Origin of the sequence: Paenibacillus sp. RC21 (assembly GCF_044907935.1) — a bacterium.
In the GTDB taxonomy this organism is placed as follows: domain Bacteria; phylum Bacillota; class Bacilli; order Paenibacillales; family Paenibacillaceae; genus Paenibacillus; species Paenibacillus terrae_A.
Window position 1 is genome coordinate 253,792 of record NZ_JBIYCS010000002.1, and the last position, 14,284, is coordinate 268,075.

The window sequence follows — 14,284 nt, forward strand, 5'->3', positions numbered from 1 at the left end:
GCGGCATATGCCTTCCATAATGTTATCATCTGTTTCCGTTTCGCCGTTAAATATACATAGAATATACCTAACCTCCGCAATATAGAGACAATATCGCCGAAACTGGCGTTTTATGGCACCCTTCTTGCGTGGAACAAGGTTTATAGTAATACAGTCCACAGACAATTTCAAGTACGGCGACGGTTTAGCACATAAAAAGTGATGGCCAGCGCGAGCACCAGCACAACTCCCTTGACGATATCATGAGCAAAATACTGCACGTTCATCATCGTCAGACCGTTCACCAATACCCCGATCAAAACCGCACCGATAAACGTGCCAATGACATTCGGTTTACCCGCTCCAAAGACCGAAAAGCCGACAAAAACCGCAGCTACCGCTTCCATCAGCAAGGGAGATCCTGCATCAATTTGGCCCGATCCTACTCGCGAAGCATACAAAATACCAGCAATGGCCGCAAATACGCCTGAAGCGACATAGGCCAGTGTGCGGACTTTTTTTACCCGTATGCCTGACAGACGAGCTGCTTCCTCATTTCCTCCGGTCACATACATTTGACGCCCATGCTTGGTGTAGGTTAAGAAAATATGCACTGCCGCTACCGCTAGCAGCAGCAAAATAACCGAAATCGGGATACCCAGCCATTTGCCTTGTCCCAAAATAAGAAAAGCAGGAGATATCTCTCCTGGCGCCTTGCTGCCATCAGGAAACTGCATATGATTATAGATGGTGTAGCCTTGAGCGTACGTTTTATGAATCCCGCTTACAATATACATCATCGCAAGGGTTGCCAGCAAATCGGGAATACGAAGCTTAACGATCAACAATGAGTTAAATAGTCCCACCACCGCACCGACAACCAAAGATACAATAATGACCACCGCAACAGGCTGTTCATACCAGACCATCAACGAAGCTGAAACAATAGTGGTCAGAGACACCGTAGCTCCCACCGAAAGATCAAAACCGTCCACGATGAGAGACAACGTCACACCAATTGCGACGAAAGTCACAATCGCAATTGAGCCAAGAATATCCATCAAATTATCATACGTCCAGAAATAGGGCAATGTGGCTGAAAAAAACGCCAGCACACCCATAATTACGACTACAGCCCCATAACGAAAGGAGACGTTTAACCATTTTTCCTTCATGAATGCACCTCTTCACCGCCGCTGGCATACAACAGAAGCTGTTCCTGCTCCACTTCGCCCCGCGTAAATTCCTTTATTATTTTTCCGTCATACATCACCGCAATCCGATCACCAATACCGATGGCCTCAGCAAATTCACAAGTTAGATAGATGACCGCTTTTCCCTGGGCCGCCAATTCACCAATGATACGGAAAATATCACTTTTCGCCCCGATATCCACACCCTTGGTCGGCTCGTCAAAAACAAACACATCTGCCCCGGAATGCAGCCATTTTCCTATCGCAACCTTTTGCTGATTCCCGCCACTCAAATATTTAACATTCTGGCGCAGAGATGGCGTCTTAATGCCCAGGGAAGCAACGACTTCGTTACCGTTCGTACGTTCTTTGCGACGACTGATAAAACCAAGTACACTCAACTTGCCCAATAGCGGAAGACTAAGGTTTCGTTCTACCGTCTCTTCGATGAATACACCCTGCTTGCGCCGTTCCTCAGGTATGGACACAATCCCCTGAACTATCGCGTCCGCAGGCTCTCTCAGACGAATAGAGCGACCTTTGAAGACCAGTTCCCCCTTATCGGGCTTATCGGCGCCTGTAAGAAGCCGGGACAGCTCCGTTTTGCCCGCACCGACCAAACCTACGATAGACAAGATTTCCCCGCGTCTGACCTGCAAATCGACACCGTGAACCCGTAATCCCCTGTGAAGCCCTTGGGCTTCCAGCACCGTTTCACCGACAGGAGCATCCGTTTTCGGAAATTCCTCCTCAAATGTTTTACCAAGCATATGCGTAACGATGTCGCCTACACTCAAATCAGAGGATGGACCCGTGAATACTTGCTCCCCATCACGCATCACCGTAACGCGGTCGCTGTGTTCGATGACCTCTGGCAATCGGTGCGTGATAAGAATACATGCAACGCCCTCCGCCTTGAGCGTATGGATGGTGCGGAACAAGCGCCGCGTTTCTTCTTCGCTGAGCGGCGCTGTAGGCTCATCGAAAATGATTGTATTTGCTTGCTGTGTCAAAATACGCGCAATGAGTACAAGCTGCTTTTCTGCCAACGTCAACTCAGAAACGTATTGCCGTACATCAATATCGGCCTCCAGCCGTCCCAACGCCTCGCGCGCGCGTTTACGCATGGAACCCGGCGCAGCCCACCAGCGTCCTTCAGGTGCAGATAAATCGTCCAGTACAATGTTCTCCGCGACGCTCAGCTGCGGCACAAGCGCCGAATCGACCTCCTGATAGACACAGTGAATCCCCGCTCTCTTCGCCTCCCACGGCGAACCAATACTCAGCTCCTTGCCACCTACTACAATGCTTCCCTGATCGGAACGATACGCGCCGGATAAAATTTTCATCAGCGTACTTTTACCTGCTCCGTTTGCGCCCAGCAGAGCGTGAATTTCGCCGCCATGCACCGTAAAATCCACGGACCGCAGCGCATCCACACCAGCAAACTGTTTGCTTATTTTCTTCATTTCCAGTGTATACACTTGTGAACTCATGGTACCTCCCTCACGCCTGCTTATGATAAAAGCGCGCCGAAGCGCGCCTTATGTTTTATCCTAAAGTTTATTTGGCCGTTTCATATTCTTTCATCCAATCCTTGTAGCCTTGCTCGCTTTTGCCCCATCCCTTTACATATTGAGACAGCTCGGATGTGGAAATTTGCTTATCCGGCAATGCTTCGCGCTGCACATAGACCGCCTTCAATACCACTTGCTCCTCCGGGTTGTCCCCGTGCAGCTTCTGATATGCATAGCGCACTTGTACACGTCCGATATCTGTAGGATCTACAGCCGCAGAAGCTACCCAAGGATTTTTCGGGTCCTGAATCATTTGCAGATCCTCGTCACTCATATCAATGCCGTAGACTTTAATTTCCGTGCGTCCAGCTTGCTGGATGGCGCGTGCTGCACCTTTGGCAAATTCATCCCAGGCAGCCCAGACCGCTGTAATTTCACCCTTTGGATATTGTTTCAACACAGCCTCCATTTTGGATTGGGTATCCAGAGCTGGATTTTGAGCTGAGCCAAAAGTTGCAATTTCTTTAATATCCGGATTAGCTTTGGAAAACTTATCGTAAGCAACTTGACGACGCTCCATCGGTGCAAAGCCGGCAACCCACACTTTTACGATGTTCCCTTTGCCGCCGATATCCTTTTTCATTTGCTCCAGCGTCAGCTCGGCCATGCTTTGGTCATCCTGTGAAAGTACGACAGCCCCCGGAACGTTGACCGCAGCATCGAATACGATAACCGGGATATTGCGGGAAATCGCTTTTTTCAATCCTGTTTCCAGCAACGCATCACCATGATCCGTCAAAATGACATCAAACTGCTGGTTAATCGCGCTATCGAGCAAGGAGGCCATTTTTGCTTTATCGTTGTCTGCCACAAACTTGGTCAGCGTACCGCCAAATTTCTTAACTTCCTCTTCCACGCCCTGAACATACTGCTGCGAGAACGTGCCTGTGTTAAACTCCATAATTAATGCAACCCGTTTGCCTTTTAAATTTAAACTGTCTGTTTTTGCATCTGTTGTGTTCGATCCTGTACTGCTTGTCCCTTGAGCACCGCTCTCTGTTTTCGGCGCGCCACATGCAGTGACCAGCAAAACCAGCACCAGCAGCATCATAGCCCCTAGTCCTAGCTTTTTGTTTTTTTGGATATTCATGCTTCGTTTCCCCCTCGTTCATTCAACAAAATGATTCAAATTTGATACTTAATATATCGCGTTAAACCAAGTATGTAAATAGGTTTTATGAATACAGAAAAATATTTTACGATCATATATGACAAAATACGACAATTGCATATCAAAATAACGCAAAGAGCGGATAGCTCTCTGCGTTATTGTTTCTTACACGATTTTCATTTACTTACGCTTAAAGAATGATGGCAATCAGACCACCGGAGCCTTCGTTAATAATGCGGCCCAACGTTTCCTGAAGTTTGTAGCGTGCATTGTCTGGCATCATTGCGATCTTGCCCTGAATGCCTTCACGCACAATGGAATGCAGCGAGCGTCCGAAAATGTCCGATTCCCAAATTTTGATCGGATCATTTTCAAAATCCTGCATCAGATAGCGCATAAGCTCCTCACTTTGCTTCTCTGTTCCGATAATCGGAGCAAATTCCGATTCCACATCGACACGGATCATGTGTATGGAAGGTGCTGTTGCCTTGAGCCGCACACCAAACCTTGTACCCTGACGAATCAACTGCGGATCGTCTAGTGCCATCTCGGACAACGACGGCGCAGCAATGCCATATCCCGTTGTCTTGACCATTTCCAGCGCCTCGGCGAAGCGGTCGTATTCCCGCTTGGCATGGGCAAAATCTTGCATCATTTGCAGAAGATGATCCTTGCCGCGGATCTCTACCCCAACCACCTCGACCAAAATCTGATCGTACAGCTCATCCGGTGCGAACAGATCAATTTCCGCCACACCCTGGCCCATATTCATCCCGCTCAGACCGGCCCTGTCGATGAATTCATACTCCATAAACTGGCCGACCACCCGGTCTACATCACGCAGGCGTCGAATGTCTTTTACCGTATCGCGGACGGAATTCTCATAATTGCTGCGCAGCCAGTGATCTTCATTCAGTACCATAACCCAGCTCGGCAAATTCACATTCACCTCATGCACTGGGAATTCATATAATACTTCACGAAGCACGCCTGTAACATCATCTTCTGTCATCGTTGCTGCACTGAGCGTCATGACAGGAATATCATACTTGGCTGCCAACTCACTGCGAAGTTGAAGTGTTTCATCGCTGCGCGGATGCGTGGAATTGATGACCAGCACAAACGGCTTGCCTACCTCTTTCAACTCCTCAATGACTCGCTCTTCCGACTCTACATAAGAGCTACGCGGAATTTCCGCAATCGTGCCGTCTGTCGTGACGACAACACCGAGCGTCGAATGCTCCTGAATGACCTTGCGCGTGCCAATCTCCGCCGCTTCCTGAAACGGAATCGGTTCTTCAAACCATGGCGTGGAGATCATCCGCGGACCATTTTCATCCTCGTAGCCCTTCGCACCCTCTACTGCGTATCCTACACAGTCGACCAGACGGACATTCACATCCAGTCCTTCCGTTACTTTGATCTGGACAGCATTATTCGGTACGAATTTAGGCTCCGTCGTCATGATCGTTTTCCCTGCCGCACTTTGTGGCAGCTCATCTACGGCGCGGGCACGGTCCGCCTCACTTGTAATGTTCGGCAGAACAATCGTCTCCATAAACCGCTTGATAAAAGTTGATTTACCTGTTCGGACTGCGCCGACGACCCCAAGATAAATATCTCCTCCGGTGCGTTCGGCAATGTCTTTAAAAATGTCCACTTTCTCCAATGAAATCCCCTCCTCAAAAGTCTCCGAAGGAAAAATGCTTAATGAGCATCCGCTTCGTGTTCAACCAACTGCTTGATCCCAGATGCGGCAGAACAGCCTTTAAAATGCCCGGAAGTCGTCCGCCGCCGAGGTTCAGGAGACTGATGGAATCGGCGAAACGGCGTAAACTCGTACATGCATTTGGACTGATACCATCATATGTATCCCCTCCGTAAAATATGTTCAGTTTTTCGAAAAAATAGAGTACGTCACAGAGATCACTGCAAAACGATATTTTACGTTTGGGTCCACTCACCTAATATATGCGTGACGGGGTTTCCCCATGACTTCGATACTAGATTTATAATAAAAAAAGGATGTCTCTCTGACTTTCTAAGCAAACTCGCACCCATATTAAGAACACTTTTTTGAGCGTTCACTTTAGGGGTATAAGTTTCATAGTCGTCGGATAACATCCTTTGTTTCTTATTCTTTTGAGTTTAAGCTTTACCATAGTTCGTCTTCCTGTGCCTGACGCTCAAGCTGTCGCCGAACAGCCGCCTTGAGCTTATCCTCTGGTATCATCACCTCAACATTACTCTGAGCGCGAGCCTGACAGGACAAGCGGATGCCTTCATCCAGCAGAGATCCCAGCTTGCGGCGCTCTGCATCACTTGGCTGGCCTGCGTGTACAGCCCATTCCTGTGAAATATGCACCTTGCACATGAGACAGGCCGCTTTTCCATCACAACGGGTTGGAATATACACGTTCGCTTTACGTGCGGCCTGGAGCAATGTCGTGCCTTGACCGACCTGTACGCGCCTCCCTGATGGCTTAAACGTAATATGCACATCCATGAACGGCCCTCCATTCTTTTAGCGACCACGAACCTGCCAATTACAGCCTCAGCTTCTGGAATGCAACTCGGGCCAAGGCAAAAGCTCTTGCAGCTTAGCCAGTTGGCCATCTGTCCAAATGTTGCTGATCAGCAGTTGGTTCAGTACCGCTATATGTCGCTGTGGATCACGCTTTATGGCGTCTGCAATCGCCTCATATCGGTCGGGGCGGTTTCGTAATAGATTAAATAGTAACTCATGACTGAGTGGCATCAGACGCAGTGAAGAGCGCCCCAGGTCAAGCCGGATTCCAGCCGTCCATAGCAGCCGCTCGACCTCCAAACGATATAAAGCTCCATCACACAGCACCTCAAAACCACCCACAAGCTCAACTGGAAATCCCTCCAGCTCATAGTGGCTCAGTAATGAAACGTATGAACCACTACGATCTACCTGCTGTCGATCGATCATTATACCCGGTGCTTTCGCATGGAGCTCCTTCGCTGCGTGAATATCTGCGTAAATATCAATATCTCGGGGCAGTCGATCCAGCTCAACCCCCTGTAAAAGCAGCGAACAGCTTCCTCCCAGCATCCACGGAACAGCAACAGATTCCCAGCCGTCCGCCAAGCTGCTCAACGCAGCCGTCAGCTCGTGAGGCAGCTTGTTCAATCGCACCGAAGGTATAGCCTCCATCACATTGTTTCCTCCCTTTCAATCCATCATCCCGTTTCTGTTGGGCACCATTATAACATGTTATGTATGGCAGTTCGACATTTTATGCATAAGAGAGCAGACGAGAATCTGCTGGAATATATAAAAAAAACCGTGAACCTGTCTGGTTCACGGAGAATGGAACCCGCCAGTACACGGCCGGAATTTTTATTTTTTCATCATCATTTTCATCAACCCTTCCATATTGGAAGGACTCATTCCGCTCTTTTTGACGGCACCGACAATATCCCTTACTGTATCTTCCGACACCGGAATGTTGGCCATCGCAGATACCTGCTTTATCAGCTGACGCAGCTGTGCTTCACTTTGAAGCGTGTCCGCCTTCACGGTGCTTGCCAGCTTTTTCACCGCATTTTCAGATATGTTTTTGCCGCCTTTTTTGTTAATGGCCTTCAACGCATCTTTCGGAAAGTTTTTACTCACATTCTCCCCTCCTCCGCCATTGCTCAACTCAGTGTATGAATGGTGGAAGCCAAAGGTGATTAAGCTTACGAAAGACATGCCATACGCCTAACTGAAAAAAGCTGTCTCAACCGTAGATAAAATCCACTTGCGAGACAGCCTTTTGTATGTTTTTATGTGCAGCTAAACCTTTATGAATGCCATTGTTCCCATGTTTGCAGAGGCATGACTTCCATTTCGGTTTTCGGGTCGCGCCCCATGAGCGCCTCGACGGCCTTGCGGACGTCACGTCCTTCAAATAGTACCCCGTACAGCACTTCCGTAATAGGCATCTGAACGCCCAGCTTTTGCGAGATCGCATAGGCTGCCTTTGTCGTCCGAATGCCTTCTACCACCATGCCCATGGATTCTAGCACATCATCAAGCTTTTGTCCCTGCCCAAGCAGTGAGCCTGCACGCCAGTTACGGCTGTGACGGCTCGTTGCGGTGACGACCAGATCGCCTATACCCGCAAGCCCGGAAAAGGTCAACGGATTGGCTCCCATTTCTACTCCGGCACGGGTAATCTCTGCCAAACCACGAGTCAACAAAGCGGCTTTTGCATTATCCCCGAAGCCTAATCCGTCCGACATCCCCGCGCCCAGAGCGATAATGTTCTTCAACGCTCCGGATAGCTCCACACCCAACAAATCCCGGTTCGTATACACACGGAAATAGGAGTTCATGAACAGCTCCTGTGCAGCCTGTGCAGCCTTCTCATTAGACGAGGCTACGACAACCGTCGTAGGGCATTTCCGCACTACTTCTTCCGCATGGCTCGGACCGGACAGCACGGCAATATCACCCTCCGCGACTTCCAGCTCTTCTGAAATCACCGTGGACATACGTTTGAGTGTTTCCGTTTCAAAACCTTTAATGGCATGCACAATCAGCATATCCTTGGTAAAGAATGCTTTCAGACTACGCGCCACCTGACGCGCAGCAGCGGAAGGAGCTACGATTATAACTGCTTTGGCACCGGACACCGCAGCTTCCATATCAGTTGTAGCCGTAATCCGTTCAGTCAGGACAGAACCAGGTAAATAATGCTCATTTGTATGCTTCTCATTGATTTCAGCAGCTTGCTGTTCGTTTCTCGTCCAGACAGAGACATCGTTGTTATTGGCCGCAAGGACGGAAGCCAGAGCTGTTCCCCAACTGCCCGCGACCAGCACAGCTATTTTCTCAGACAAGACGATCTCCTCCTTTGGAGCCAAGCTTGTTTTCTTTCCCCCGTACCAGCTTGGCAATGTTAGTGCGGTGTCTCCACACAGCAAACACACAAATGACCAGAGCCGTCCAGAAGAGCGGCCATGCATAACCAAGTACCAGTAAAATCCAAGGTGTCAAAATGACAAAAATCAGCGAGCCAAGGGATACATAGCGCGTAATTACGATTGCAAGAATCGCAATAATTCCGGCATACAATGCGGGGAGTAAGGCAATCGAGACCAATACACCAATAGCGGTAGCAATACCTTTTCCTCCGCGAAAGTGGAAATATACCGGCCAGTTATGGCCTGCAATCGCCGCAATGCCACACAAACCCGGTAACCAGGATGAATTTCCGCCAAGCCAATGCCCTATCAGCACCGCAACAATCCCTTTAAGTACGTCCAGCAGCAGTACCAGAATGGCAGGGCCTTTTCCTAGCACGCGCAGCGTATTCGTCGCGCCGGCATTGCCACTTCCATGCTGGCGAATGTCGATTCCTTTTAATTTTCCATACAGCAGACTGAAGCTGACAGAGCCAAGCAAGTAACTGAGTACGATGGCAACGATCTGTAAAATCAACCTATTCGCTCCTAACTTTCGTCAGACTTGCGCCGTGTAAAGATACGAATTGGAGTTCCCTCAAAGTTGAAGGCGGCGCGAATTTTGTTCTCCAGATAACGCTCGTAAGAGAAGTGCATCATTTCCGGATCATTGACGAATACAACCATCGTAGGCGGCTTAACAGCAACCTGAGTCACGTAGTTAATACGCAGACGGCGTCCTTTGTCAGTTGGCGGAGGATTAATCGCAACCGCATCGGAAATAACATCGTTCAGCAAATGCGTCTGAATACGCAAGACATGCTGCTGCGCCACATGCTGGACAACAGGGAGCAGCTTTTGCAAGCGCTGCTTTGTTTTCGCAGACAAGAACACAATCGGAGCATAGGTCATAAACAGAAAGTGATCGCGAATTTTAGTTTCAAATTGGCGCATCGTTTTATCGTCCTTATCCACGACATCCCATTTGTTTACAACAAACAGCGAGGCTTTACCTGCTTCATAAGCGTAACCGGCAATGTGCTTATCCTGCTCAATAATACCTTCCTCGCCGTTAATAACGACCAGTACGACATCTGCACGCTCAATAGCACGCATGGCACGCATCACACTATATTTTTCTGTCGTCTCATATACTTTACCACGTTTACGCATACCCGCCGTATCAATCAGTACATACTTCTGGCCGTCTTTTTCAAAAGGCGTATCAATTGCATCACGCGTTGTACCTGCAATGTCACTAACAATAACCCGTTCCTCTCCCAGAATGGCGTTAACAAGCGATGATTTACCTACGTTCGGGCGACCGATCAAGGCAACACGGATCACATCTTCATCATAAATGTCCTCTTCCAGCTCAGGCAAATTGGACGTAATCGCATCCAACAGGTCACCAAGACCTATACCGTGGCTACCAGAAATGGCAATCGGGTCGCCGAATCCATAAGAATAAAATTCATAAATCAGATCCGCACGTGCCAGATTGTCCACCTTGTTTACAGCCACAACAACAGGCTTGCCCGAACGATACAGCATTTGGGCTACCTCTTCATCAGATTGCGTAATCCCTGCCTTCGCATCACTCATGAATACAATAACATCTGCTTCTTCTATAGCTAGTTCGGCTTGCATCCGGATGGATTTCAAGATTTCATCTTCCCCATCAATCTCAATGCCGCCAGTATCAATAATACTGAAGGATTTACCGTTCCACTCCGATATACCATAAATACGGTCACGGGTGATTCCAGGCTTATCTTCCACTATGGATAAACGATCTCCGATAATCCGATTAAAAATGGTGGATTTACCCACATTCGGACGACCGACAATAGCCACAACGGGTCTTGCCATAAATTCACTCCTCCTGTCAATTCTTCCGCTCTCATCATAGCAAAAAACATGCCTGTTAGCGATATTGTCACGTAACAACAATCGGCGAACCCTCTGGGTCCGCCGATGGTGTACGTTATGCTTATAAAGTGTATTGATTCAAACTCATTTAAATTTGTTCAGTTTATCGCCAAAACGTTCGCCAAGCGTAATGCTCAGACCAGAATTGTTCAAAGAAACGTTCGGATTGTTCAGTTCCTCACGAGGCGCGCGGGATGCACGTGGCGCTCTTTCTGCTCTTGGAGCAGCTTCTGGAGCTTCCTCAGTTTCTTTAATGCTCAGGCTAACACGTTTTTCAGTAGGATTCATTTCAAGAATTTTAACCTTAACTTCTTGTCCTTCTTCCAGAACTTCTTGTGGAGTTCCAATGTGTTTGTGGGAAATTTGGGAGATATGAACCAAACCTTCCACGCCAGAAGCGATTTCAACGAATGCACCGAAGTTAACCAGACGTTTAACAACGCCTGTTACAACGTCACCGTTGTTAAATTGTCCAGCAGCAGATTCCCAAGGACCAGGCTGTGCAGCTTTCATGCTCAGGCTGATTTTTCCTTTTTCAGGGTCCACTTTCAGGACTCTCACTTTTACTTGTTCTCCTTCAGAAACCGCATCGGAAGGTTTGTCAACATGAGTCCAGGCAATTTCAGATACGTGAACCAAACCATCCACGCCGCCTACGTCAACGAAAGCACCGAATTGAGTGAGACGTTGAACCGTACCCACGATTTCTTGTCCTTCTTTCAGCTCAGCCATTACTTTAAGCTTGTTGGCTTCAAATTCTGCTTCCAGAACGTCTTTTTGAGAAAGGATTACCTTGTTGTTCTCACGATCCAGCTCTTTCACGACAACACGCAATGTGCGGCCTTTATAATCGCTGAAATCTTCAACGAAATGGCGTTCTACCATGGATGCAGGGATAAATCCGCGCAGACCCACGTCTACAACGATGCCGCCTTTAACGACATCATTAACAACCACTTCAAATACTTCTTTGCTTTCAAACAGCTGCTCCAGCTTTTCCCAAGCATTTTCACTGTCGATTGCACGTTTGGACAGGACAAGTTTTTCTTTGCCGTCGTCGATGCTGATAATTCTAGCTTCAACCTCTTGGCCTACTTGTACTGCTTCTTCTGCGTTGTCCAAACCAGAAGACAACTCGCGAATTGGAATAATTCCATCGTATTTATATCCAATGCTTACTACCGCTTGGTTATCTTCCAATTTCACGATTGTACCTTTAACGGTGTCACCTTTTTTCAGGGAGACGATTTGATCGAGCTCGTCTTGATTTGCCGCTTCAGCAGCTTCTTGATTTTTAATTTCTTCCGACATGTCAATACCCTCCTCAATTCAAAAAAACCATTTATTTAAACCTGCGCGTAGCAGAGTTCAAAACACTGATAAACTTCTGTTCTAGTTTTCCGAGATTAGACACAATTCATGCAAGCCTTTTAGTTATTCGTAGGCTCGCCGGTTTCTCGCATTGTACGAATACGAGACATAATCTCTTCTGTTGCCAGCTCAAGTGGATCTCCTTCGATAACGGCGCCTTTTTGGTAAGCATCCAAATTAACAGGTTTGCCGTATATCACTTTCGTTTTACGGAAAAGCTTGTAATCACCAACAATGGCGACCGGAACGGCAGCCGCTCCACTACGCAGCGCAAAACTGGCAGCACCCTTTTTACCGATTCCCCCGGCTCCTCTGGAGCCTTCTGGAAAGATTCCCATAACCTTGCCGTCACGCAAAATGGTCAAGGCCAGCTTAATGGATTCCTTGCTCACACCACCGCGTTTGACCGGAAAAGCTCCCAGCTTGTCAATCAACGGACCAAGTACAGGAGTATTAAATAACTCGGCTTTCGCCATAAAGTGAACCTTTCGATCCAGCAAAATGCCAACTGTCGGCGGGTCCAGATTACTAATATGATTAGAACACAACAGTACTCCGCCCTCAGCAGGAACATTTCCCCTGCCTACCGCCTCAAGTCTGAACAGAAAGCGGTATATGAGACGCAAAATACGGACGCATACAGCATATATCATTGGCTGATCTCTCCATCCTTCGCCGTGGTGCAGTAAGATACAATGGTATCGACGACATCCTGAATGCCCATATGGGTCGTATCCAGCACGATAGCGTCGTCACTGCAACGAAGCGGGGATACCTCCCTCTCCTCATCAAGCTTGTCACGCGCCGCAATGTCACGTTCAAGCTGCTCCAGAGTGATATCATCAGCTCCGCTTAGTTCTTTAAACCGGCGAGAGGCACGTTCCTGAACACTTGCGGTCATAAACACCTTGACTTCCGCATCAGGAAGCACAGTGGTTCCAATATCGCGACCATCCATAACGACACCTTTACGCGCGGCCATTTCACGCTGGTTTTCAGTCAAACGCGAACGCAACCCCGCAATACTCGAATACTGTGACACCTTGCCTGTCACTTCCATCGAACGAATTACTGTCGTTACATCTTCCCCGTTACAATAAACCTTTTGGCCTGTAGGGTCCGGTACTAATTCAATCACCAGCTCAGGCACATATTGAAGCACTTTTTGTACATTTTCCGCCGGAATTTCCTTGCGCATCATGTACCACGTTGCTGCCCGGTACATCGCTCCGGTATCTACATAAACATAAGAAAGTGCTTTCGCTACCAAGCGGGCCACCGTACTTTTCCCTGCACCAGCAGGTCCATCAATGGCTACATTTATTTTATTACTTGAAGATACATGTTGCCTTGCCAACGGGTAATTCCTCCTAACCTAACCTCAAGAAAAAAGCAGGCATTGCCTGCGACGTGAAAATTATACCACACATTCAGAGTTGATGCAAAATGAACGGCAGGTTTAACAAAAAAAGAATAAACCGGGATGAAAGCTATCTCCCCCGGAATTCCAACTGACGCTCAAAGCAATATTTGATAAGCTTTTGACGCTCCTGATCAGCAATTTCCTCATATTTCAGCATGATTAGCCTGCGACCATTTTCCATTTGCTGAATACGTACAATTTCGGATTGGAACGGGACATGCTCCTGAGTTCCATTTTTATAAGGGACCAGAATCCAGCAGGACAATGATTCACCTTCTTCCAGGTGATGTGATCCTTGAGTCTGAAAAGAAACGCCTCCACCTCCTACATCATGTGTCTCAGCTACAAACCTTGATTCGTTTAATCCATACTTTACCGCTATTTCCAGGTTGGCCTGAACCCGTAGAAAATTTCGACGCTGAATTTTGCTGATGCTGTCTGGGACAGGCTTGTGAATGCGAACCATCCGGAGCACATCCTCTTTAAAGCCAGTAACGTGGGTATTGAAATAGTTTTTTATCCCGCCCTCGCTCATAAAAAATATCGACAGTTCTTCTCCTAAAAACAGTTTTTTCAGTTGCCCGCTCGTTTGAGACATGGGTATCTCTATTAGAAAGTTCTGGGACTCCTCTTCCGCAATACGTGACTTAAATTCAAAATGTTCATCCGCATGATCGGTACCAGCCACTTGTATGTATAGCACATCATTAATTGTAGGAAACAAACCGCTCACCATCCTTGTCCATTTAAAAGCTTTAATAAGGTATATAATACCACGACT

The 14,284-nt window shown here is 47.8% G+C and carries 15 protein-coding genes; all 15 read right to left on the reverse strand.

Annotated features, from left to right (window positions below):
- Positions 1-167: 167 nt before the first annotated feature.
- Entirely contained in the window at positions 168-1,154 is a 987-nt protein-coding gene (locus ABIA61_RS06320; RefSeq protein ID WP_044646782.1) for an ABC transporter permease, read from the reverse strand.
- Entirely contained in the window at positions 1,151-2,668 is a 1,518-nt protein-coding gene (locus ABIA61_RS06325; RefSeq protein ID WP_404518927.1) for a sugar ABC transporter ATP-binding protein, read from the reverse strand. Before ABIA61_RS06325 ends, ABIA61_RS06320 begins: the two co-directional genes overlap by 4 nt.
- A gap of 67 nt (positions 2,669-2,735) precedes the next feature.
- The gene (locus ABIA61_RS06330) at positions 2,736-3,839 is read right to left on the reverse strand and encodes a sugar ABC transporter substrate-binding protein (protein ID WP_044646784.1); all 1,104 of its coding nucleotides are present in this window, start codon (positions 3,837-3,839) and stop codon (positions 2,736-2,738) included.
- Between the two features lie 211 nt (positions 3,840-4,050).
- A complete protein-coding gene (spoIVA, locus tag ABIA61_RS06335; RefSeq protein WP_044646785.1) occupies positions 4,051-5,529 on the reverse strand; it encodes a stage IV sporulation protein A in 1,479 nt (492 codons plus the stop codon).
- 13 nt (positions 5,530-5,542) lie between these two features.
- Complete coding sequence (locus ABIA61_RS06340) at positions 5,543-5,824, reverse strand: hypothetical protein (protein WP_404529612.1); 282 nt, start codon at positions 5,822-5,824, stop codon at positions 5,543-5,545.
- 191 nt (positions 5,825-6,015) lie between these two features.
- Complete coding sequence (locus tag ABIA61_RS06345) at positions 6,016-6,366, reverse strand: 2Fe-2S iron-sulfur cluster-binding protein (RefSeq protein WP_283652256.1); 351 nt, start codon at positions 6,364-6,366, stop codon at positions 6,016-6,018.
- 48 nt (positions 6,367-6,414) lie between these two features.
- Positions 6,415-7,041, reverse strand: a complete 627-nt coding sequence (locus ABIA61_RS06350) for a hypothetical protein (protein WP_283656286.1) — start codon at positions 7,039-7,041, stop codon at positions 6,415-6,417.
- Positions 7,042-7,227: 186 nt separating this feature from the next.
- Positions 7,228-7,503: a stage VI sporulation protein F gene (locus tag ABIA61_RS06355; RefSeq protein ID WP_044646789.1), complete on the reverse strand. Its 276-nt coding sequence runs from the start codon at positions 7,501-7,503 to the stop codon at positions 7,228-7,230.
- A 170-nt stretch (positions 7,504-7,673) separates the two neighbouring features.
- Positions 7,674-8,714, reverse strand: a complete 1,041-nt coding sequence (locus ABIA61_RS06360; RefSeq protein ID WP_283652257.1) for an NAD(P)H-dependent glycerol-3-phosphate dehydrogenase — start codon at positions 8,712-8,714, stop codon at positions 7,674-7,676.
- Positions 8,707-9,315 carry a glycerol-3-phosphate 1-O-acyltransferase PlsY gene (plsY, locus tag ABIA61_RS06365; RefSeq protein ID WP_283652258.1) on the reverse strand — a complete coding sequence of 203 codons (609 nt, stop codon included), beginning with the start codon at positions 9,313-9,315 and terminating at the stop codon, positions 8,707-8,709. Before plsY ends, ABIA61_RS06360 begins: the two co-directional genes overlap by 8 nt.
- An 11-nt stretch (positions 9,316-9,326) precedes the next feature.
- On the reverse strand, positions 9,327-10,649 hold the full coding sequence (der, locus tag ABIA61_RS06370; RefSeq protein ID WP_044646792.1) for a ribosome biogenesis GTPase Der: 1,323 nt from the start codon (positions 10,647-10,649) through the stop codon (positions 9,327-9,329).
- A gap of 144 nt (positions 10,650-10,793) precedes the next feature.
- Entirely contained in the window at positions 10,794-12,020 is a 1,227-nt protein-coding gene (gene rpsA, locus ABIA61_RS06375) for a 30S ribosomal protein S1 (RefSeq protein WP_283652259.1), read from the reverse strand.
- A gap of 119 nt (positions 12,021-12,139) precedes the next feature.
- A complete protein-coding gene (locus ABIA61_RS06380; protein WP_283657129.1) occupies positions 12,140-12,733 on the reverse strand; it encodes a lysophospholipid acyltransferase family protein in 594 nt (197 codons plus the stop codon).
- Positions 12,730-13,437 (reverse strand): (d)CMP kinase, encoded by a 708-nt coding sequence (gene cmk / locus ABIA61_RS06385; RefSeq protein WP_044646795.1) that lies wholly within the window; start codon positions 13,435-13,437, stop codon positions 12,730-12,732. The genes ABIA61_RS06380 and cmk overlap by 4 nt, the downstream gene beginning before the upstream one ends.
- A gap of 133 nt (positions 13,438-13,570) precedes the next feature.
- Positions 13,571-14,227 carry a flagellar brake protein gene (locus ABIA61_RS06390; RefSeq protein WP_283652260.1) on the reverse strand — a complete coding sequence of 219 codons (657 nt, stop codon included), beginning with the start codon at positions 14,225-14,227 and terminating at the stop codon, positions 13,571-13,573.
- Positions 14,228-14,284: the final 57 nt, after the last annotated feature.

What these genes read in the sequence shown, in the direction of transcription:
- ABIA61_RS06320 (WP_044646782.1), bottom strand. Translation starts at nt 1,154, where the DNA reads ATGAAGGAAAAATGGTTAAACGTCTCCTTTCGTTATGGGGCTGTAGTC.
- ABIA61_RS06325 (WP_404518927.1), bottom strand. Translation starts at nt 2,668, where the DNA reads ATGAGTTCACAAGTGTATACACTGGAAATGAAGAAAATAAGCAAACAG.
- ABIA61_RS06330 (WP_044646784.1), bottom strand. Translation starts at nt 3,839, where the DNA reads ATGAATATCCAAAAAAACAAAAAGCTAGGACTAGGGGCTATGATGCTG.
- ABIA61_RS06345 (WP_283652256.1), bottom strand. Translation starts at nt 6,366, where the DNA reads ATGGATGTGCATATTACGTTTAAGCCATCAGGGAGGCGCGTACAGGTC.
- ABIA61_RS06350 (WP_283656286.1), bottom strand. Translation starts at nt 7,041, where the DNA reads ATGGAGGCTATACCTTCGGTGCGATTGAACAAGCTGCCTCACGAGCTG.
- der (WP_044646792.1), bottom strand. Translation starts at nt 10,649, where the DNA reads ATGGCAAGACCCGTTGTGGCTATTGTCGGTCGTCCGAATGTGGGTAAA.
- rpsA (WP_283652259.1), bottom strand. Translation starts at nt 12,020, where the DNA reads ATGTCGGAAGAAATTAAAAATCAAGAAGCTGCTGAAGCGGCAAATCAA.
- ABIA61_RS06380 (WP_283657129.1), bottom strand. Translation starts at nt 12,733, where the DNA reads ATGATATATGCTGTATGCGTCCGTATTTTGCGTCTCATATACCGCTTT.